The organism is Ekhidna sp., from assembly GCF_039940915.1.
In the GTDB taxonomy this organism is placed as follows: domain Bacteria; phylum Bacteroidota; class Bacteroidia; order Cytophagales; family Cyclobacteriaceae; genus Ekhidna.
The window spans coordinates 1,236,680-1,257,296 of the sequence record NZ_JBDVFO010000002.1 but is presented as its reverse complement, the minus strand read 5'-3'; the positions used below and the strand labels follow the sequence as shown (position 1 = coordinate 1,257,296).

The following is a 20,617-nucleotide window of genomic DNA, read 5'->3' as shown; positions in this document are numbered from 1 at the left end:
TAAAAGCCATTACGTGCCGGGTATTTTATATGTACCGTTTTCGACTTCTTCGATGATTTCGTCCATTCTTTTCTTAAAATAATCGGGAGTAATTTCCTTAACTGCTTTCAATTCCTTCATCGCTTTACCTTTATTGTCCATAAAGTAATATGCCAACCCACGGTTGAGCTTGAGATACCAGACATCAGGATAATTCTTAATGCTCTCATTAAGTGATTCAAGTGCAGGTTGAGGCTTTCCTATTCCGAGTAAAAAAATACTAAACGCATTTGCGTCATTGACCGACAAGTTTAAAGATGAAATCTCTGTGATCGTTTGGTCTAATTCATTGGTTCGCTTTAGACGATTGAGTAGTTGAGCTTTAGTGGTGAGGTTTGTGATATTTTTGTTTGAAGCGAACCCGTTATAGCCTCCGTTTATGGATCTTTCAGCCCATGCCAGGGCTTCTTCCAGGTTGGTGTTATGATTGAGACACCATCGAGCAGCGTCGTTCCACGCTTGCCAGTGGTATGTATTAATTCCTCTTAACTCATCTCTGAAGCTTGCAGCAACAGTTTCATTTAAATCTACGCTTACGATAAACGGTAATCTGCGATTGGCCCATTCTAGCGCAAGTGTGACTTCATCTTCTTTCCAATTTAAAAATTCAAAATCAAGTTTCTCTGATGTCGGGCATTCCACACTCTGGACTTCTACAGTTAAAGAAACATCTTCAGCTAAATCCAAATAGTAGCTTCCCCATTGGTTGGAATGATGCGCAAAAATTAATTCATAAACGTCTCCTCTGGGAATGACATGAAAGCCGTAAGTGCCACTTGATAGCTTATTTCCATTGATCATCACATCCGTAGTGAAAGAAATGGTCGTGTTCATATTTGCGCCCGCTCGCCATGCTATAGGCTCTCCATTTGTGGGGATAACGTTTGGGTTATTCCAGACATCTCTGCCACGTGTTGCTGGACTGTGGTAGTCTAGTGTGATATCCGTCACACCCAGGGTTTGCGTTTCGCTTACATGATTACTTGCCTTTGGAATCTTCATCGTGTGAAACTGCGAGTAGGATAGCAGGCTGCTGCAAATAAGCGTGAGCATAAAAAGTAGTTTTTTCTGTTTCATATGTTTTGAGTTTTTTTCAAAACTCAAAAGCTTTCTTAGCCTCTGTATCCTGATTTGCGAAATGTGGAGAAGTAGTAAGTTTTTTTAATTCGACTAGGGGTATTCGAACCATTAATTGACAAATTAAGTACAAAACCAAGCTTACCACCATGAAATCTACACTCGCCACAAAGCTGTTAACTACGCTATTCCTTTTTTCTTTCTTTTTAGCAAATGGGCAAGAGCCCGATACGACTGCTTCAGAGACCGTTTTGAAGATTCAAAATCCTTACAAAAAGAACAGAACGAAATGGCTGAATAGTAATGGATTCATCACGGAATCTTATGATTGGAGTGATCCTTCTATCAATCTCTATCTAGAGAAAGCGGTAAAAAGGCGAACTACTTCAAATATCATGGGTGTAACAGGAGGAACAATTCTTTTGCTTGGCCTATGTGCAAATTTGGTGGGAAGCGTTTTCCATGAAGATCGGGATGGGAGGGAGGAATATCAGGTTATCAAAGGACCTTACTTCGTTGGAGGTGCAATGGTTGCTACCTCTATAGGCCTTAGTTTCGATTCAATAGCAAAGGTGAACAAAGCTAAAAAAGCAAAGGAGAAAAAATTCACAAATTGATTAATCCCTTTTCGGACGTGTAATGATTCGGATGGGAGGTTTCGTTTTCTGTGAATCTTCCGTCACCTCGTTTTCAGCCTTCTTTCCTCGATATTTCACCTGAAGTCCTTGAAGGAAATTTCTAAGAAACTGATCCTTGCAAACTCGATACTGCTTCTGAGTGGGCTTACGAAAGAAAGCATTGATCTCATGCTTACTTACTTCGAAATCTGCCAAATCCAAAGTTTCTACTATGTCTTCGTCTCGGAGGTTTAAGGCAATCTTAATTTTTCTAAAGACTTGATTGTTGTTGAGGCTTTTTTCAGGTTTGGGTTGCTCTCCTTCCTTCTTGCCACGGTGTTTGATGATGAGCCCATTGAGAAAAGCAGCAAGATCTACATCATAGATCGGTTTTTGATCTTCTTCGTCTTTTTTAAGCCAATCGCTGACCTGAGCACGAGTGACTTCCTTCCCACCGTTCTTGAATAGCTTGATGACTTTGTCATCTCCGAGATCAAAAGTGTAACGTAACCGGCGAAGGATGTCATTGTTGTTCATTGATGTAAATCAAACAAATTTTTGCAATGCTTCCCAAAGCTTGCCTTTTTCCTGTACGTCTCCAGATATCTGATGGAGTGGTTTGGAGCATAGGAATTCACTTTCCTTGTAAGGAATTGGTGTATAGAAAGCTTTGGCCTCTGGTACGAAAACGAGCGCTTTCTTGAACTGAACGGATTGATCAAAACCACCACTAAAAATTTTGTATTGATCTTCCGGAAGTTTGCAAGCAAGTATGATCTTGTGAAGAAGTTCAATATCAGAAGCATTCGTGCTGCTATGAAATACAGCAAAAGGAATTTCGCTTGGTTCTTCTACTTCATTGGATGGAATTTTAGGAGATTCCGGCTCCTGTTCTTTTTCAACAGGTTGGATAGGTTCTGTTGTCGGTGTTTCAGTTTCAACTGGAGCTTCTTGGCTTGTCACGGATTCAGACTCAGCAATTTGAGGCGTTTCTTGATCGGTCTCTTTCTCAGGTGTTGTTGTTGGCTCAGCATCCTCTACTGCAGGTCTTTGATCAGAAGTTGCACTTTCATCTTGCGATAGCAAGTAGATTTCTTCGGTTATTAGCAGATGCAGATTTTCCTGTTCCATCGATCAGTCTTCAAAGATGGACTTTAATTCTTTAGCCTCACTCGGTTTCATGCGTTTGCCCAGCACCAATCTAAGCTGTCTTCTTCTTAAAGCGCCCTCATACAGTTCTTTTTCTAGGTCCGTTTCAGGCTCAACTTGTGGAACGTCAATGGGTTTTCCGGATTGATCCACTGCAACGAATGTAAAAAAAGCCCGGTTGGTGAGTACTTTTTTATCGGCCGGAATATCTTCTGCAATCACTTCTAAATAAACCTCCATTGAAGAGTTGAATGCACGTGTTACAAACGCCGAGATGGTCACCGTGTTACCTTTTCTTATTGGCTCAGAGAAAGAAATGTTATCCACCGAAGCAGTTACCACAATTCGATTGGAATGCTTTTGTCCGGCTATTGCAGCGGCGATATCCATCCAATGCATCAGACGTCCTCCCATGAGATTGTCAAGCCCATTTGTGTCGTTTGGGAGCACCAATTCAGTCATCGTTACAAATGAGTCCTTACAGTTTTTTGCCTTTTTCATTTGATTGAGAGCAGTTAATTTTTTTGTAATTGAATTAATAATTGCTTCTAATGCTAGTCAGCGGGCCAGCCCTTGTCGCCAAGCAAAGGTACAAAGCTAAAATGGTCGTAATGTTTCTTTTTGATTTTGTTTTCATCCACTTTTTGGATCAAAACCATCGATTGTGTGTCATTGTTCCCGACAGGTATCACCAATCTACCTCCAATTTTGAGTTGCTGGATTAACTCTTCGGGTACTGTAGGTGCACCGGCCGTCACTATGATGCCGTCATAAGGAGCAAAACGTGGGATACCCTTCGATCCATCCCCTTGATACATATGCGGCTGATAGCCAAGTTTGGGTAAGAAACGAATGGCATTTTGATACAATTTCTTTTGATATTCTATGGTATAGACTTTTGCGCCAAGTTCCACCAAAACGGATGCCTGATATCCAGACCCTGTTCCTATTTCCAGAATCTTATCGCCAGACTTGACTTGAAGCAGCTGCGTTTGAAATGCTACCGTGTAGGGTTGGCTTATTGTTTGGCCAGAGTCGATTGGAAAAGCTTTGTCCTCATAAGCATGTGAATCGAAAATTTTATCGAAGAAGAAATGTCTTGGAATCTTATTAATGGCATTTAAAACACCTTTGTCAGCGATGCCTTTCTTTGCAATTTCCAAAACCAATTGCTTACGTAACCCTTTATGCTTGTAGGTATCTTCCAATTCACTTATTTTGAAGCTTAAATTTAATCAGCGTGTTTACAGGAATAGTCGAATCCGTAGGGAAAGTAGAAGAAATAAATCAGCAAGGATCAAATGTTCACTATGCGATTTCGTCAGAAATATCCAATGAGCTGAAAATTGATCAAAGTGTGTCACACAATGGTGTTTGCCTTACAGTGACTAAAGTATCAGATGGAAAGCATTGGGTGACAGCTATTGATGAGACATTAAAAAAATCGAATCTTGGTGACGCTAATCTTGGTGACAGATTGAATCTGGAAAGATGCATGAAAGCAGATGGTAGATTTGATGGGCATATTGTGCAAGGACATGTGGATGCCCTGGCAAAAGTGATTTCAATTAAAGATGAAAATGGAAGTTGGTTGCTAACTTTTGAGCTTGAAGAGGAGGGACTTGTGGTAGAAAAAGGAAGCATTTGTATTAACGGTACCAGCCTCACTTGTTTCAACGTTGATAAAAAATTCTTTTCTGTCGCGATAATTCCATATACATTTGAATATACCAACTTCAATCAGCTCGCAGTTGGTAGTGTTGTAAATATTGAATTTGATATTATAGGAAAGTACATTCACCTAATTCTAAATAGAAAATAAATGGCACTTAATTGCATGGTGGTAGATGATGACAAAATGTCTCGTCTCGTTATTAAAAAGTTCATAGATAAAACAGACTCACTCGTATTATCTCATGATTTAGACAATACGCAAGAAGCACACGACATCCTTCTGGGAGAGAGTGCAAATGACGTAGATGTAGTATTTCTAGATATTGAGATGCCAGGAATGAGTGGTCTGGAGTTGGTGAAATCACTTCAGCATGCTTACAATGTTATTCTGGTTACTTCTAAGAAGGAGTATGCAATAGAAGCCTTTGAGGACTCAGTGGCCGATTACTTAGTGAAGCCGGTAGAGTATGAACGCTTCATGAAAGCGGTGAACAAGGTTAAGGAGAACCTTGAAAAAGAAAAGCTCATAGCAGAGCAGGAAGATCATATTTATGTCAAGAGTGATGGTAAGCTGTTTAGGTTGAGTTATAATAATATTTTGTTTGTGGAAGCATTGGCTGATTACGTGATTTTCAATACTGAAAGCGGTAAGAAACACATTGTTCATCACACAATGAAAGGCATTGAAAAGCGACTCCCTGAAAGTATCTTCAGTCGCGTCCATAGAAGCTATATCATCAATCGCAATAAAATATTCAAAATAGAAGATTTGCAGGTTCACATTGGTGAAAAGACATTTTCCATTGGAGCATCTTATAAAGAGTCTCTAATGGAGAAGTTTAACCTGCTCTAGACTGTCCAGACAAAGAAATAAAAAGGCATTGACTAGTCTATGAGATCCAGTCAATGCCTTTTTTTAATAGTTCTAAAGTTTCTTTTTGCTCCTTGGTTTCCGGTTTGTGATCATATTCCCAATTGGCTTCTGGTGGAAGACTCATTAGTATCGATTCAGTACGCCCATTGGTGTCCAATCCGAATTTTGTACCCTTGTCATGTACTAGGTTAAACTCTACATATCTGCCTCGTCTGATCTTTTGCCAATTTTTATCCGACGCTGAGTAGGGCCTGTTTCTCAATTCATCAACAGCATCTGAGTAAGCTGGAACGAAAGTTTCTCCTACTTCTCGTACAAATTTCCATTGATCTGTTTTGGTTTTCCCTTCCTTATCAGAAAGACGGTCAAAGAAAATCCCGCCTATGCCGCGAGTTTCATCTCTGTGCTTCACAAAGAAGTAGTCGTCTGCCCATTGTTTGAATTTGGGGTAAAACGAGTCATCGTGATTGTCACATGTTTTTTTCAGGTGCTGATGAAAGTTTTTAGCTTTTTCCGGTATGATAATGTGGGGAGTTAGATCGATTCCACCACCAAACCACCAAACCCCAGTGCTCATTTCGAAGTATCGAACATTCATGTGAATAATCGGCACCCAAGGGTTGCTGGGGTGCAGGACAATTGAAACACCGGTAGCAAAAAAATCAGCTTCTGATAAATTAAGTGCTTTCAGAATTTTGTCAGGTGTAGCCCCTGAAACGGCCGAAAAATTCACCCCGCCTTTCTCTATCAACTCACCGTTTTTTAGCACGCGTGACCTGCCACCGCCACCTTCCGGTCTGCTCCATACATCTTCTTTGAATGCAGAGCCTCCATCTAGCTTTTCTACTGATTTGCAGATAGCATCTTGAAGATTTTTAAACCCATCTGCTATTTCTTCTTTGGTGATTTTTTTCATCTAAAAAGGGTATCCGATACCAATATTTATTTCCGAATTTCTACTGAAGTTGGAGAAGATTTCATTTCCAACAAATCGATCTCCTTTAGGTTGAGCGGGGTCAAATAATTTCATTCCAAGATCCACTCGGAAGATCAAAAACTGTAAATCGAAGCGCAGACCCACACCTGCACCGACAGCCATTTCATTCATGAATTCATCGAACTTGAAGACACCATCGTCACCTTCGGGATCATCCTCAACATCGACCAACGAGCTGCGAACTGTCCAAATATTTCCAGCATCAACAAAAATTGCACCTTCTAAAAAGCCGACAAGGTCTTGCCTCAATTCTAAACTTGACTCAATCAAGAGTTCACCACGCTGCTCGTTGCTGTAGTCTATGAATTCAGTTGGGTTGCCGTCCCCGTCATTTTCTAAAGCACCAAAAGAGCCAGGTCCAAGTCTTCTCGGCTTCCATGCTCGAATACTGCTACTACCTCCTGCAAAAAAATATTTTTCGTAGGGCAGCGACTTATTTGTACCATATGGATAGGCTAGTCCTACATTGAGACGAAAAGCAAGATTGGTATTTCGAGTCAACCGTTCGATCTTTCGAAGGTCAATTTGTGATTTGGCAAATTGGAAAGTTTCAAGACTGTCGCCAAATAATGAATTGCCGAGTATGTTATTGAGATTTCCGCCGAGTTCAGCGTTAAATTGGACATAGCCGCCATCCTGACCATTCGCATATTCTCCCAGGTTCAGGTCAAGCCTAAAAGCTGTACTGCTGACAATGGCAGAGTTAAATGCAATTGCATAAGGATTGGTTGCCGCTATTGTGGTATCTAGAAAAGCCTGAAATTCATCGGTCTTTGTTGCGTCTGTCAAACTAAGTTGAAGAGGAGTGAGGGTGTATTTTATCTGATCTCTGACTTGCCAGCTATAGGCCCATGTTCCGCGATAGGTCAGACGTCTGTATTCATTCACCCGATCTTCAAAAGAAAAACCAAAAGAGATTCTTGTCTTAGGGTTAAACCGTCCAATTTTATTTTTATAGTATGAGCCCAATGGGAATAAGAACTGAGGAAATGTGATAGCAGCCTCCGCACCAAACTGTCGTGAGGTATAATTCCCGTCAAAACCTGTCTCCTCCCTTACGGATTGTAAGTCCTCCAATTTAGCATTGGCGTCAAAACTCAGTATTTCAAGTGTTCTGAAGGTATTTCTATTTTTCAGATTAATGTTTACAAAAGGACCTGGTCTCCCTTGAGATCTCGAGAGCCCAAATTCACTAGATGTTTGATATTTCTTAAAAGGGGATGTGAAAATATTGGCTACAAAGTGATTTCCTGTAGTGTCATAGTTGATGTTGATAAACTTGAAGTTATCGAGATACGATAGCTGTCTTTGCGTTTCTATGGTTAAATCTCTACTGTATGGGTCATCCTGTTCTAGTGGAACTCTCCATTCAAGTACTTTCTTTGAATACCTGCTTCTACCAAAGCTGAACGTTATGTCCCGATACTTCTCTTGCGTCCTGCTATAATTTTCCTGTACACTAGCGTCTGTAATGAATACAATTGAATCCAGATAGAATATTTTGTGTTCTTTTCTTCCTGGGGGATTTTTGATCACTTCTCGCACGATGATCGTGTCTCTGCCTAGTTGAACTGAATCAAGCTCAAACTCAATGTATTGTTTAGAAAATTCATAGTAGCCATTGTTTTCTGCAAGATCAAATATGAAGTCACGTTCTTGACTGATTATTTCTTGATCGTAATAGCCTTTTTTCAAGGGAGAGTCTTTGATGTTGTCTGATATTAATGCTTGAAGTACCGTGTCAGCTACCTTATACTGGATGGAGTCAATAACGTACCGAGTGTTAAGCGTTACATCATAGTTGAGATTGATGTATCTGCTTTTGTGACCAAACCACCCACTCACCCAGTTACGAAAGTTTCTATTGAGTTTTTTGTATGTACCCAAGCTATCATAATTTGCTGTATCGATTTTCACCTCAGCATCAAAATATCCATGAGAAGCAAAGTATTGACGCATCTTTTGTGCTGATACTCTTGCACTCGCGTGGTTGTAGATGGCCAATGGTTCTCCCCACCGCATCATCTGATTTCCTTCCTTTACTTTCCTGTTTTTCTTATCAAATTTCTTAGCTTTCTTATTCCTTAGTTTTAGCCTTTGGTTCTCAGTTTTCGCAGCCTCAATCTTACGGTCATAATTTGCAATGAGCGTATCTCTTTTAGCTTTTACCATTTCCGAATCAAAATACCATAGACCAATCCACTCTTCATTTTCTAGCCTATTTATCCTCTGCTCTTCTTTGAGTTTTTTCCAGGCAAATTTCCTTTTGATTCTTTCTGTTTTCTTTTCCTTGGAGCTTTTATCAATTCTTTTGTTGCGACGCTTCTCTAATTTTCCGAGTCTATTTGTTCTTTTATTTACCTTCTTTTCGAGTCTGTTTTTGACCCTTTCAATTTTAGAGTTACGCTTAGATAGCCTGTTTTTCAAACGATTTTCTAGCACGGACCTTGAGCTACTATCGCTTTTATTAATTCGATGAGAAAAGGTGGTAATCAAGTTATCTTTTCGCAATTGGAGCCTTTCGATATCTCGTTTATACCCGATGCCTTCTTCGCCTAATTCATGAAAGTGTGCCAAGTGGGTAAAGGGGTATCCGAAAAGAACTCTGCTGTTGACCTCTTGTTCATATAAACCTTTGGCACCATCTTCCAAAGAGGATGGAAGACCGTTAATGTTTTGCTTCACTAATGCTCGTTGATCTTCGACTAAAAACTTCGAGCCCAGGCAGGAGGTGAAAAATATGCCTGCGAATAGTGATATTTGACTTAGTTTAAAAAATCGCTTCAAATTAGATGCTCTCTAGGAAGGACCAGAAATTTATAAAATCGCTCAAAGTTAAGAAGTACCGCACTCGCGAGGAGTGCTTTTTAGTAGAAGGAGCAAAAAATGTGCAGGAGTTACTCGATTCTCACTTTAAAGTGGAGATGGTGGTCGGTACGGAGAACTATTTTTCATTGAATATGAAGACGGGTAATCATCGCAATGAGCTCGTAAATGCAGACGTTCTGGCTCAATTGGGTACGTTTAAGACCAATGAGGATTGCATTGCCATTGCAAAGACCAGAAAGCATGAATTGAGTAGCCTTCAATTCAATGATCATCTTTTTGTATTGGATGGAGTCAGTGATCCGGGTAATGTTGGAACAATAATCAGAACCTTGGACTGGTTTGGCTTTAATCAGCTCGTCCTATCACCTGAATGCGCTGAGTTTTATCACCCTAAAGTGATTAACAGCACCATGGGTTCATTCACCCGAATTAATTGCGTAACAGTTGATTTAGGAGAGTTTTTCAAGGTCAATCAACTCCCTGTATATGCCGCTGATATGAATGGATCCGATTTGATGAAAAGGAATTTTGATTCACCATCAGTGATGGTAATGGGAAGCGAATCTCACGGGATTAGTGATGGTTCAAGAAAAAGAATCAAAGAATTTGTAACAATCCCCAAGCATGGAAAGGCTGAGTCGCTAAATGTTGGAATTGCGACGGGAATTATTGCTAGTCATTTTCGCATGTCCTGATAGCGTTTCATCAGCGATTGTGTAGACGAATCATGAGTACCCACATGGTTTTCCTTAATCTCTGCTAGAATGGGTTTGGATAATTGCTTTCCTAGCTCCACTCCCCATTGATCGAAACTGAAAATATTCCAAACGCATCCTTGGACGAATACACGATGCTCATAATATGCAATAAGCTTTCCTAAATTGAAGGGATTTAATTCTTTGATAAGAATGCTGGTAGAAGGGCGATTGCCTTGAAATATTTTTGATTTTTTCAGAATAGGATCAGCAGTTTCTCCTAACTCCTTCGATACTTGATCTTCAGTTTTCCCCGTAAGAAGGGCTTCAGATTGTGCAAAGAAATTGGCCAGTAATTTTTCATGATGATCGATATGATCATGATCAGAATTTGCAACCGCAATGAATTCGCAGGGGATGATCTTAGTGCCTTGGTGAATTAACTGATAAAAAGCGTGTTGTCCATTTGTTCCAGGCTCGCCCCAGATAATTGGGCCTGTCTGATGATTTACCTCATTTCCGGATCTATCAATGTATTTGCCGTTGCTTTCCATGTCCACCTGCTGTAGATACGCGGGAAGGTGCCTCAGTCGATGGTCATATGGCAAAATCGCCAACGAATCGTAGTTTCGGAAGTTGTTGTACCAAATGCCAATCATTGCGGAGATCACGGGCAGATTTTGAGGTAAATCCGTTTGGGAAAAATGATCGTCCATTTCCTTAGCTCCTTCGAGCAGTTTTGCAAAATGGTCATATCCGATGGTGCATGCGATGCTGAGTCCTATGGCTGACCATAAAGAATACCTGCCACCAACCCAGTCCCAAAACTCAAACATGTTTTCACTGGAAATTCCAAAGGCATTCACTGCTTTTTCATTTGTACTCACAGCTACAAAATGTTTGCTAATATCATCCTGATTTCCACCATTTGTCAGAAACCATTCTCTTGCTGACAAAGCGTTGGTAAGTGTTTCTTGCGTGGTAAATGTTTTGGACGCGATGATGAAAAGCGTGGTTTCCGGATCTAGATCTTCCAATGTCTCAACCATCTGCGCGGCATCCACATTGGAGATGAAGTGAGGTGTAATCGCCTTCCAGTAGGGTCTCAAGGCGTATGTCACCATCTTGGGTCCCAAATCCGAGCCTCCTATGCCAATATTGACAACATTTTTGATTGTTTTATTGGTATAACCTTTCCATCCACCGCTCAGTAGCTGACCACTAAATTTTTTAATTTTTTCCAATTCTACTTTAACAGCAAGATTCTTACCTCCGCGAAGCGCTACATGAAGAACTGATCTGTTCTCTGTCTCATTGATTTCATCTCCATTAAACATTGACTGAATCCCTTCTTGCAGCTGGCATTCTTGAGCAAGTCTAATTAGCTCAGACATAACCTCAGCGGAAACTTCATTTTTGGAAAAATCGAAATAAAAATCCTGATGGTTAAAAGAGAAGTCGTCTACTCTTGAGGCGTCATTTAGCAAATATTGAATACTGCCTTTACTCGAAGCAAGTTCGCTGAGTTTTGCCCATGACTGGGTTGTCGTGGGATCAATCTTTGGAAACATAATAAGTGGTTTTAGAATAATCCAGGGAGGATATCCTCCCTAACGAAGAGATAATAAGAATAGATTAAAAATCCAATGATATAAACCACTCCTTCAGCTCTATCAAGTTTAAATTTATTCAATGTAAACATGAAGAGGAATAACATGAGTGTCCCTAGCATTACTATATATAAGTCTGTATTTAGCGAAGGTGTGAATACAAGTGGAGCATGAACTATAGATGTCACTCCTAATACTAGTAGCAAATTAAAGATGTTGGATCCTACAATATTACCAACTGCTAGGTCGGATTTTTTGTGGAAGGCAGCAACAGCGGATGTGGCAAGTTCGGGTAGTGAGGTACCAGCAGCAAGAATGGTGAGTCCTATCATCTTGTCGCTTACATGATAAAACTTAGCAATGGTCACCGCGTTTTCAACAATTAGGTTACCACCAAAAACTAAACCTACTATGCCTAAAACAATCATTATGGTAGTCTTAAGACTGCCATATAGTTCAATGTCTTCTACTTCAGCTTCCGGGTTTCGGCTGAGGTTCATGAAAATATAGATGATGAAAAGAGCAAACATTATGAGTAGAATGATGCCGTCCCTTACATCAAGCGAACTTGTGTCTGACCCAAAAAATAATGCGTCGTTAACTAAGATGAAGAAAATGAAAGTTGCTAAAAGCGAGTAAGGCACTTCTTTCCATAGGGCATTTCGCTCTACCGTAAGCGGATATATGATACTTGCGACACCCAAAATAAGAAAGATATTAAAGATGTTTGATCCAATGATGTTGCCAAAGACAACTTCATTGGCACCACTGCCGCCATCTTGTACTGATCCTGAAATTATGTTTACAACCAATTCGGGAGCTGAGGTACCCATTGCTACCACTGTGAGTCCAATAGCAATATCAGAAACATTAAAACGTTTGGCTAAAGAAGAAGCTCCATTTACGAGGTAATCCGCTCCCTTGATAAGGAGGACAAAACCCACGATTACAAGCAAAAAATTTAGTAATACGTTACTCAATTCAATATCAGGTTAGATTGGTGACTCACTTTGAAGGGCTTAATTAACTTTTCTCCTTCTAATCTTCGCAAATTAACACTTTTGATTTATTTAATCCAATAATTAGCGATTCGATCACAAATTCAAGTCATTCAATAAGTTATGTACTTTATTTTTTAATTGATTTTCGGCATCAAAGAAGTCTTCGTTATCAAGTTTGCTTACAACCGAAAAATAGAATTTTATTTTAGGTTCCGTGCCTGATGGTCGAATACTCACCTTGGTGTCATCTTCAGTAAGGTATTGAAGTACATTCGATTTTGGAAAGCTGATGGTATCTTTTTTCCCACTGCTGTGAACTTTCACACCTTCGAGATAGTCTGTCACCACATTAACCTTTGAACCTGCAAGGTGGGATGGTGGATTAGTCCTGAAATCAGCCATCATTTTCCTTATTTCTTCTGTCCCTTTCAATCCTTTTTTTGTGATCGATTTCAATTCTTCATAATAAAAGCCATATTCCTTATATATCTGTATTAAGAGATCAAATACACTTAGATTTTGATCCTTAGCCCATGCGGCCATCTCAGCGATCATCACGCTACTTGCTACGGCATCTTTGTCTCTGACTTTTTCACCTATCATGTAGCCATAGCTTTCTTCACCCCCTCCAATAAATACTTCCGTCCCTTCTTTCTTTCGAATCATATCGGCGATCCACTTAAACCCAGTAAGTGTATCATAGCAGTTCGTTCCGAAACTTTTCGAAATTTCTCTTATCAGCTCCGTGGTAACTATTGTTTTGCCGATGTACTCATTTCCTTGCAGCCCTTTCTCATCCCATTTTTTCAGCAGATAATAAACAAGTAAAGCGCCGGTTTGATTACCGTTGAGAAGTTGAAACTCTCCTTTTGAATTTTTTACGGCTATTCCAACACGATCGGCATCTGGGTCTGTCGCCATTACCAAATCAGCATCAATTTTACCCGCTTCTCTTAGTGCAATAGAGAGTGCTTCTTTTTCTTCAGGATTGGGATACACAACTGTTGGAAAATTACCGTCTGGTGTCTTTTGCTCCTCAACAATGTGGATGTTTGTAAATCCAACTTTTTGAAGTGCCTGAGGAACCATAGTGATGCCTGTTCCATGAATTGATGAGAAAACGATTTTCAAATCGCTGTGTGATTTAACGACATCTGGCGAAAGAGATAAATCACTGATCATATTGAGGTAAGCAGAGTCGACCGTATCACCTATTGACTGAATGAGGTCTGAATTGGATTCATGTTTGATCTCATCGAGCGATTTGATTTTTTTCACCTCGTTGATAACGTTTGTGTCATGCGGGGGAACCAATTGCCCACCATCACTCCAATACGCTTTATAGCCGTTATATTCTTTTGGATTGTGCGAAGCAGTTAGTACAACACCTCCCTGGCACCCTAGATGACGTATTGCAAAGGATAATTCTGGTGTAGGTCTGAGTTCTTCAAAAAGAAAGACTTTGATTCCATTTGCAGAAAAAACATCGGCGGTGGTTTGAGCAAAAAGCTTGCTGTTATTTCGGCTATCATAAGCAATGGCTACCTTGATATCAGTACTGAACTGCTGTTTTAGGTAGTTAGCAAATCCTTGAGTTGCCATTCCAACAGTGTATTTATTCATCCTGTTGGTTCCAATACCCATAACCCCTCTTAGTCCACCAGTCCCAAAGGCTAAGTCTAAGTGAAATGACTCTTCAAGATTATTGGGATTCTTTAAAAGCGATTGAATTTCAAGTTTCGAATCCTCATCAATATTTACGGCATTCAACCACTGAGTTGCTTTTTCTTCGGCTTTTGTCATTACGCAAATCCTAGTTTTGTTTTCACTCTATTCAACACCTCATTGGCAATGACTGAGGCTTTTTCTTCACCTTTTTTTAATTGCTCCTCAAGTTCTTCAAGGTTATTCATATAGTAGTCATATTTATCCCTTTCTACAGCAAACTTTTCAAGCAGCAATTCAAATAATTCCTGTTTAGCATGGCCATACCCATAGTTTCCGCCCTCATATTTTTTCCGCATTTCTACGGTTTGCTCTGATGAAGCAACAAGTTGATAGATCGAAAAAACATGACAGGTGTCAGGGTTTTTAGGTTCCTCCAGCGGCGTGCTGTCTGTTATGATTTGCATTACGTTTTTTCGTAATTTCTTTTCTGGAAGGAATACATCAATAATGTTTCCATAGCTTTTGCTCATTTTTTGCCCATCTGTACCCGGAATGGTCATGACTTGATCATCGATCAATGCTTCAGGTATCGTAAAGACTTCACCGAATTGATGATTAAATGAAGAAGCCATGTCCCGAGTCATCTCCAAGTGCTGTTTTTGATCTTTCCCAACTGGGACCAAATTCGCGTCATATAGCAAAATATCTGATGCCATTAGGACTGGGTAGTCAAAAAGACCTGCATTTACATCTGATAACCTATCGGATTTGTCCTTAAAGGAATGTGCATTGGCGAGCATGGGAAATGGCGTGAAGCAATTGAGGTACCAGGTTAGCTCACAGCAGGCGGGTACACGAGATTGCCTGTAAAAAGTGTTCGCATTGGTATCAAAACCGCACGCTAACCAAGCGGCTGCTACTGCATTCGTATTTTCTATGCGTAACTTTGAGTCTTTTATAGTAGTAAGGGAATGCAGATCAGCAATGAAAAAGAAGGATTCATTGTCTTTGTTTTTAGACAACTCAATAGCAGGTATAATTGCACCTAGTAAGTTGCCTAAATGTGGTTTTCCTGAACTCTGGATACCTGTTAATATTCGCGCCATTATTGAAAAATTTGTGCAAACCTATATAATTTGAGGCTTTGTCTATCGTGTTAAAAATGAACGAAATGAAATTAATGATGAAAGTAATCTTTTCTATTTCCGCAATGATGATTTTGATGTCGGGAATCGCACAATCAACAATTAAGTTTACCAAGGTTGATCATAATTTTGGTGAAATAAGAGAGATGGACGGTGCAGTAGAATTCACCTTTCAGTTCATAAATAATGGTGAAGAAGGCATTCGAATCACCAACGTCAAGGCTTCATGTGGATGTACTACTCCTGGATGGACAAAGGAAGAAGTCATGCCTGGAGATTCAGGGTATGTTAAAGCAAAGTACAATCCGCTCAATAGACCCGGTAAGTTTAGGAAATCTCTCAGGATTTCAACTACCAGTGTCGCTTCCAACACAACCTTATATATTTCTGGATTTGTAAAACCTAAGCCTAAAACGCCAGAGCAGGAGTTTCCTGTAAGTTCAGGCGATTTACGATTGAAGTATCGGGGGTTAAATCTGGGAAAGATTACGAATGAAAAAGTGGTGACTAAAACCTTCGATGTTTACAACGGTTCAGATACCATTGTTTCCTTAAATGGCGACAATATGATTTTGCCAGATCACATCAGCATTTCTCTGGCTCCAGAATTTTTAAATCCTAAAGAGATAGGTGAGTTGAAACTAAGCTACGATCCTAAGAAAAAAGGAGACTATGGATATGTCAGTGACAATATTCAATTAGGGGGAGATTTTAAAGAAAATCTATCTGTGATAGCTGTCGTAGAAGAATTTTTCCCTGAAATGACAGCAGAAGAGCTTGATAACGCTCCGAAGTTAGCTATTTCAGACCGGTCATATGATTTTGGAAAAGTGACAGCAGGAACAGAATTGTCAATGGAATTTGTGCTGACTAACTCTGGGAAAGAGAAACTTCTTTTTAGGAGTGTGAAATCAAACTGCGGATGTATGACTTATGAGCTAAAAAACAGAGGCATCAAAAAAGGAAAAAGCCAAACGCTTAAAGTGTTTTTTGATACCTCCGAGATGCTTGGGAATCAGTACAAATCCATGACCATTTACTCAAATGATCCGGTGACCCCAACGCAGATCATTACCATTAAAGGCAAGGTGGTAAAGTAAGAAACTCCTACTTTTCCCACTTGTTGTTTTCTCTGTTTACATCAGCCATATAACCAGCCTCATCAATCTCAATCGACTGAATGCTACTCAATGGAGCATCAATGGTGAATTGATAGGAGGGATGTGTCCAGGACCAGTCTGGTAGTACTACCCGATCTAGGTCTGTATCGTTTTCCTTTTCACCTCTCATAATGGCCAGAGGTGCGTAGTAAATCCTCTTGGAGCCGTCGGCGAATGTAACGTTTACATCCATTGGCATAGGCATTTTACCTTCTCTCTTGAGTGAGACCAGGGTCTTGCCATTTTCTTCGGCTACACTGTCTATGGAATAGTCAATCGTGTGTGTTGTATTTACCCAATAGTCCAGATACCAGTCTAGTTCAATGTTTGATTCTTTTTCGAAAACACGTACCCAGTCAATGGCGTCAGGATGCTTAAATCTCCACTGATAATAATACTTTTTCAGCGCTCGGGCTGTTGCATTTTTACCAATGAGGTAATTCATCTGCGCTAGCGCAATGGCACCCTTGTAATACGAGCCTCGACCGTAAGCGAAATTGGTTTCAAAATGATCAGCGTGGGTACTCAAAGGTTCCTCTTTTCCTGATTTGGCTAAGGAAAAGTAAACCCTGAAATTACGCTGTTGATTGTTGCTAGATCCACTCCCAAAAACATGAGCCATAGTTTCTGCAGATGCGTAAGTTGTGAAACCCTCATCCATCCAAGCGTAGTAGCTTTCATTTGTTGCCAATAGCCCTTGGTACCAACTGTGAAGAGCCTCGTGTACGGTAACACCCGTTAAGCTTTGAATATTTCTGTTTCCGGTGATCAAAGTGGCCATTGGATATTCCATTCCGCCATCTCCACCTTGAATGATGGAATAGTGCTGATATGGATATTCTCCGAAGTTTTCTCCGATGAATTTAAAGGCTTTTGCTGCCAGCGGGGGTAGTTCTTCCCAGGCTGCTGTTTTTTCTCCTTTTTGATAAAAGAAATGAAGCTCTGGTCCATTTTCTACAGGAATAGAGGTATGCGTATAGTCGGTGTCTGCTGCCCATACAAAATCATGAACTTTCTCCGCTTCAAATTTCCAGGTTATTTTCTTTCCTTTTCTCTTTACTTTGGTTCCTTCATCTTCATATCCATATCCAATTTCATTCGGATTTTGTAAAACTCCTGTAGCAGCTACCATGTAATCTTTGTCTATGGTGAGGTTTACTTTGAAATCTCCCCAAGGCGCATAAAACTCTCTGCCTACATATGGATGACTATGCCACCCTCGCTCATCATATTCTGCCATTTTAGGATACCACTGAGCCATGCTGTAGTCTATGCCTTCCCTATTATCTCTACCGCTTCTTCGAATTTGAATAGGAACCTGACTTTGAAAATTCATATTTAAAACAGTAGTAGAGCCAGGAGGTATGGGTTCATTGAGTGTTACCTCAAGAACGGTTCCTTCAATTTTATACTCCACGGTGCTACCATCTTGAGATAGCGACTGGACTCTATGATAGCCAATCTGAGAATCATCCAATTTCGAAATACGATCTTGCACTCTGCCGTCAGGATCTTCGATTGTACGACTTCTTGTATCCATCATGCTTTCCGGTTGGAAAGCATTGAAGTACAAGTGATAAAAAACACGCCGAAGAGTGTCTGGACTGCTGTTGGAATATTTCAATGTTTGAGTTCCAGTGAATTGATGATTGGTTACATCAAAATCGATATCCATGGTGTACTCTACTCTTTGCTGCCAATAAGTTTGGGAGTACCCAAATGACGCCATCCCGACAAATAAAAGCGTGAAAATGGCTTTCTCAATAAAATTATATTTCATATTCGAAAATTAGTTAAACATTTTATACTCAAATCGGTTAATTAAAGCGTATATTTCTATATCAATTAACCCTAAGAGTATGGAAAAAATTTTAGACTTCTTCCTCCTGATAATATTTGCTTTTGGATCAGCCATTCTATTCACGTTTGCAATACTTTGGAAGTTCCTCCAGGCAATGTACCAGGTCATTACATCAAAATAAGCTATACGTCAACTTTTGCGTATTTAGCGTTCTTCTCTATGAATTCCCGACGTGGTGCTACTTCATCACCCATCAGCATAGAGAACAAATGATCGGCTTCAGCTGCTGACTCAATTGTCACCTGCTTAAGACTTCTATGCTCTGGATCCATAGTAGTAGTCCATAATTGATCCGGATTCATTTCCCCCAGACCTTTATATCTCTGCACACCTACACTATCTTCTTTGCCTTCTGGCGCTACTTCTTTTATCACTCTAACTCTGTCATCTTCCGACCAGGCATATTTCTCAGTCTTACCTTTCTTGATCAAATAAAGAGGTGGTAAGGCTATGTATAAATATCCGCTCTCAATTAGGGCTCTCATGTACCTGAAGAAGAAAGTCAGAATAAGTGTCCGAATGTGACTTCCATCAATATCTGCATCCGTCATGATTATAACCTTGTGATACCTGAGTTTTTCCATATTCAAAGCCTTTTCATCTTCTTCAGTACCAAAGGAAACACCAAGCGCTGTGATCATATTTTTGATCTCTTCATTGTCGTAGATTTTATGTTCTTGGGCTTTCTCTACGTTCAAAATTTTACCTCTAAGTGGTAGTATGGCTTGAAACTTTCTATCTCGACCCTGCTTGGCCGATCCTCCTGCTGAATCACCCTCTACTAAATAAATCTCACACACTGCTGGATCTTTATCAGAACAATCTGCCAGTTTACCTGGTAGGCCAGTGCCTGAGAGAACATTCTTTCGCTGAACCATTTCACGAGCCTTGCGAGCTGCATGGCGTGCTTGAGCTGCTACGATGACCTTGGAGACAATTTGCTTCGCTTCTTTTGGATGCTCTTCTAAATACTCGTTAAGTATCTCACTTACGCATGTGTCTACCGCTCCCATTACATCGGAGTTACCAAGCTTGGTTTTAGTTTGACCTTCAAATTGAGGCTCTGCAACCTTTACCGAAATCACAGCCGTTAGTCCTTCACGAAAGTCATCGCCGGAGATTTCGACTTTAACCTTATCAAGGAGTCCGGACTTGTCTGCGTAACTCTTAAGTGTTCTTGTGAGTGCTCTTCTAAAGCCTGAAACGTGTGTTCCGCCCTCAATCGTATTGATATTGTTTACATACGAAACCACATTTTCTGAATAAGACGTATTGTAGCTCAACGCTACTTCCACTGGCACGATCCCTTTTTCACTTTCTATATAAATTGGATCAGGAATCAAATTTTCTCGTGTAGAGTCAAGATATGCTACGAATTCGGCAAGTCCGCCCTCAGAAAAGAAAGACTCTTTTACGGAATCCCCGGATTCATCCAGCTCCCTATGATCTATCATGTGGATGGTAATTCCAGAATTCAGGAATGATAGCTCTCTTAGTCTGGAAGCAATGGTTTCAGAGTTATACTTATTAGCACTGAAGATATCCATGTCCGGTTGGAAATGAATAATCGTACCACTAATGTCTGTTTTACCTATTTCTTTTACAGGCTCTTGAGGTACACCAATTTTGTATTCTTGTTGGTAAACCTTCCCGTTTCTGTGCACCGTCGCTGTTAAATGAGAGGAGAGTGCGTTGACGCATGAAACCCCCACACCATGGAGACCCCCGGAAACCTTGTAGGTATCTTTATCGAATTTACCTCCAGCATGTAGCACAGTCATTACAACTTCGAGGGCACTTCTATTTTCTTTCTCGTGAAGGTCAGTAGGGATACCGCGTCCATTGTCAGTCACAGTAATGGATTCATCTGTGTTGATCTCAACAGTGATGGTATCGCAATGACCAGCAAGAGCCTCATCAATGGAGTTGTCCACAACTTCCCAAACCATGTGATGGAGACCTTTTAAGCCAATATCTCCGATGTACATAGCAGGTCTTTTTCTTACCGCTTCTAGTCCTTCTAAAACCTGAATATTACTTGCAGAGTAATCCCCTTTTTGCATTTGCTTATTTTCTTCCATGTGCAGTGATTAAAAAACAGGTAAAAGAGCTTAAATGGCTTGTTTTCAGCATTTTTCTGTATCGCTCTCTACTGTTTAAAATGATGTAATTTTCAATCCTCAAAAGTACAAAAAATATATCGATTTGGCGAGGTTTTTGA

General features: G+C 40.2%; 18 protein-coding genes. 5 read left to right on the top strand and 13 right to left on the bottom strand.

The genetic code is table 11. From position 1 onward, the window contains the following. Window positions 1-9: 9 nt before the first annotated feature. The gene (locus ABJF57_RS10665; RefSeq protein ID WP_462228832.1) at window positions 10-1,116 is read right to left on the bottom strand and encodes a DUF2911 domain-containing protein; all 1,107 of its coding nucleotides are present in this window, start codon (window positions 1,114-1,116) and stop codon (window positions 10-12) included. Window positions 1,117-1,265: 149 nt separating this feature from the next. On the opposite strand from ABJF57_RS10665, the gene ABJF57_RS10660 reads away from it, so the two are divergent. After that, the gene (locus ABJF57_RS10660; protein WP_462228830.1) at window positions 1,266-1,733 is read left to right on the top strand and encodes a hypothetical protein; all 468 of its coding nucleotides are present in this window, start codon (window positions 1,266-1,268) and stop codon (window positions 1,731-1,733) included. Here ABJF57_RS10660 and ABJF57_RS10655 read toward each other — a convergent pair whose 3' ends face one another. From ABJF57_RS10655 to ABJF57_RS10640, 4 genes are read right to left on the bottom strand one after another with little or no spacing between them, the layout of a single operon-like run. After that, entirely contained in the window at window positions 1,734-2,270 is a 537-nt protein-coding gene (locus ABJF57_RS10655) for a YehS family protein (RefSeq protein ID WP_462228828.1), read from the bottom strand. 9 nt (window positions 2,271-2,279) lie between these two features. Next, window positions 2,280-2,864 carry a hypothetical protein gene (locus ABJF57_RS10650; protein WP_462228826.1) on the bottom strand — a complete coding sequence of 195 codons (585 nt, stop codon included), beginning with the start codon at window positions 2,862-2,864 and terminating at the stop codon, window positions 2,280-2,282. Between the two features lie 3 nt (window positions 2,865-2,867). Further along, window positions 2,868-3,383 carry an acyl-CoA thioesterase gene (locus ABJF57_RS10645; RefSeq protein WP_462228823.1) on the bottom strand — a complete coding sequence of 172 codons (516 nt, stop codon included), beginning with the start codon at window positions 3,381-3,383 and terminating at the stop codon, window positions 2,868-2,870. A 53-nt stretch (window positions 3,384-3,436) separates the two neighbouring features. Next, entirely contained in the window at window positions 3,437-4,099 is a 663-nt protein-coding gene (locus ABJF57_RS10640) for a protein-L-isoaspartate(D-aspartate) O-methyltransferase (protein WP_462230416.1), read from the bottom strand. 23 nt (window positions 4,100-4,122) lie between these two features. Between ABJF57_RS10640 and ABJF57_RS10635 the strand changes: the two genes are divergently transcribed. Both ABJF57_RS10635 and ABJF57_RS10630 read left to right on the top strand, forming a co-directional pair. Further along, window positions 4,123-4,704, top strand: coding sequence for a riboflavin synthase (locus tag ABJF57_RS10635; protein ID WP_462228821.1), 582 nt, complete (start codon window positions 4,123-4,125; stop codon window positions 4,702-4,704). Further along, window positions 4,705-5,409 (top strand): LytR/AlgR family response regulator transcription factor, encoded by a 705-nt coding sequence (locus ABJF57_RS10630; RefSeq protein ID WP_462228819.1) that lies wholly within the window; start codon window positions 4,705-4,707, stop codon window positions 5,407-5,409. Window positions 5,410-5,446: 37 nt separating this feature from the next. On the opposite strand, the gene hemF is transcribed toward ABJF57_RS10630, so the two are convergent. Together hemF and tamL are read right to left on the bottom strand one after the other, a co-directional pair. Next, window positions 5,447-6,346, bottom strand: a complete 900-nt coding sequence (hemF, locus tag ABJF57_RS10625) for an oxygen-dependent coproporphyrinogen oxidase (RefSeq protein ID WP_462228817.1) — start codon at window positions 6,344-6,346, stop codon at window positions 5,447-5,449. After that, window positions 6,347-9,214 (bottom strand): translocation and assembly module lipoprotein TamL, encoded by a 2,868-nt coding sequence (gene tamL / locus ABJF57_RS10620; protein WP_462228815.1) that lies wholly within the window; start codon window positions 9,212-9,214, stop codon window positions 6,347-6,349. 5 nt (window positions 9,215-9,219) lie between these two features. Here tamL and ABJF57_RS10615 point away from each other — a divergent pair, with 5 nt between their 5' ends. After that, window positions 9,220-9,951, top strand: coding sequence for a TrmH family RNA methyltransferase (locus tag ABJF57_RS10615; RefSeq protein ID WP_462228813.1), 732 nt, complete (start codon window positions 9,220-9,222; stop codon window positions 9,949-9,951). On the opposite strand, the gene pgi is transcribed toward ABJF57_RS10615, so the two are convergent. The 4 genes from pgi to trpS all read right to left on the bottom strand — a co-directional run bounded on the left by pgi (window position 9,933) and on the right by trpS (window position 15,336). After that, a complete protein-coding gene (gene pgi, locus ABJF57_RS10610) occupies window positions 9,933-11,522 on the bottom strand; it encodes a glucose-6-phosphate isomerase (RefSeq protein WP_462228810.1) in 1,590 nt (529 codons plus the stop codon). The genes ABJF57_RS10615 and pgi overlap by 19 nt on opposite strands. An 11-nt stretch (window positions 11,523-11,533) precedes the next feature. Further along, window positions 11,534-12,541 carry a calcium/sodium antiporter gene (locus tag ABJF57_RS10605; protein ID WP_462228808.1) on the bottom strand — a complete coding sequence of 336 codons (1,008 nt, stop codon included), beginning with the start codon at window positions 12,539-12,541 and terminating at the stop codon, window positions 11,534-11,536. Window positions 12,542-12,655: 114 nt separating this feature from the next. After that, window positions 12,656-14,365, bottom strand: coding sequence for a phospho-sugar mutase (locus ABJF57_RS10600; protein WP_462228806.1), 1,710 nt, complete (start codon window positions 14,363-14,365; stop codon window positions 12,656-12,658). Next, window positions 14,365-15,336 (bottom strand): tryptophan--tRNA ligase, encoded by a 972-nt coding sequence (trpS, locus tag ABJF57_RS10595; protein WP_462228805.1) that lies wholly within the window; start codon window positions 15,334-15,336, stop codon window positions 14,365-14,367. The genes ABJF57_RS10600 and trpS overlap by 1 nt, the downstream gene beginning before the upstream one ends. 74 nt (window positions 15,337-15,410) lie before the next feature. On the opposite strand from trpS, the gene ABJF57_RS10590 reads away from it, so the two are divergent. Then, complete coding sequence (locus ABJF57_RS10590) at window positions 15,411-16,475, top strand: DUF1573 domain-containing protein (protein WP_462228803.1); 1,065 nt, start codon at window positions 15,411-15,413, stop codon at window positions 16,473-16,475. A 7-nt stretch (window positions 16,476-16,482) separates the two neighbouring features. On the opposite strand, the gene ABJF57_RS10585 is transcribed toward ABJF57_RS10590, so the two are convergent. Next, window positions 16,483-18,315 carry a M1 family metallopeptidase gene (locus tag ABJF57_RS10585; RefSeq protein ID WP_462228801.1) on the bottom strand — a complete coding sequence of 611 codons (1,833 nt, stop codon included), beginning with the start codon at window positions 18,313-18,315 and terminating at the stop codon, window positions 16,483-16,485. 203 nt (window positions 18,316-18,518) lie between these two features. After that, window positions 18,519-20,477: a DNA topoisomerase (ATP-hydrolyzing) subunit B gene (gene gyrB / locus ABJF57_RS10580; protein WP_462228798.1), complete on the bottom strand. Its 1,959-nt coding sequence runs from the start codon at window positions 20,475-20,477 to the stop codon at window positions 18,519-18,521. Window positions 20,478-20,617 lie beyond the last annotated feature (140 nt).

Bases quoted from the DNA above. Each gene is read 5' to 3' on its own strand.
- ABJF57_RS10665 (WP_462228832.1), bottom strand. From the start codon at position 1,116: ATGAAACAGAAAAAACTACTTTTTATGCTCACGCTTATTTGCAGCAGC.
- ABJF57_RS10660 (WP_462228830.1), top strand. From the start codon at position 1,266: ATGAAATCTACACTCGCCACAAAGCTGTTAACTACGCTATTCCTTTTT.
- ABJF57_RS10655 (WP_462228828.1), bottom strand. From the start codon at position 2,270: ATGAACAACAATGACATCCTTCGCCGGTTACGTTACACTTTTGATCTC.
- ABJF57_RS10650 (WP_462228826.1), bottom strand. From the start codon at position 2,864: ATGGAACAGGAAAATCTGCATCTGCTAATAACCGAAGAAATCTACTTG.
- ABJF57_RS10645 (WP_462228823.1), bottom strand. From the start codon at position 3,383: ATGAAAAAGGCAAAAAACTGTAAGGACTCATTTGTAACGATGACTGAA.
- ABJF57_RS10630 (WP_462228819.1), top strand. From the start codon at position 4,705: ATGGCACTTAATTGCATGGTGGTAGATGATGACAAAATGTCTCGTCTC.
- hemF (WP_462228817.1), bottom strand. From the start codon at position 6,346: ATGAAAAAAATCACCAAAGAAGAAATAGCAGATGGGTTTAAAAATCTT.
- ABJF57_RS10615 (WP_462228813.1), top strand. From the start codon at position 9,220: ATGCTCTCTAGGAAGGACCAGAAATTTATAAAATCGCTCAAAGTTAAG.
- pgi (WP_462228810.1), bottom strand. From the start codon at position 11,522: ATGTTTCCAAAGATTGATCCCACGACAACCCAGTCATGGGCAAAACTC.
- ABJF57_RS10600 (WP_462228806.1), bottom strand. From the start codon at position 14,365: ATGACAAAAGCCGAAGAAAAAGCAACTCAGTGGTTGAATGCCGTAAAT.
- trpS (WP_462228805.1), bottom strand. From the start codon at position 15,336: ATGGCGCGAATATTAACAGGTATCCAGAGTTCAGGAAAACCACATTTA.
- ABJF57_RS10590 (WP_462228803.1), top strand. From the start codon at position 15,411: ATGATGAAAGTAATCTTTTCTATTTCCGCAATGATGATTTTGATGTCG.
- ABJF57_RS10585 (WP_462228801.1), bottom strand. From the start codon at position 18,315: ATGAAATATAATTTTATTGAGAAAGCCATTTTCACGCTTTTATTTGTC.
- gyrB (WP_462228798.1), bottom strand. From the start codon at position 20,477: ATGGAAGAAAATAAGCAAATGCAAAAAGGGGATTACTCTGCAAGTAAT.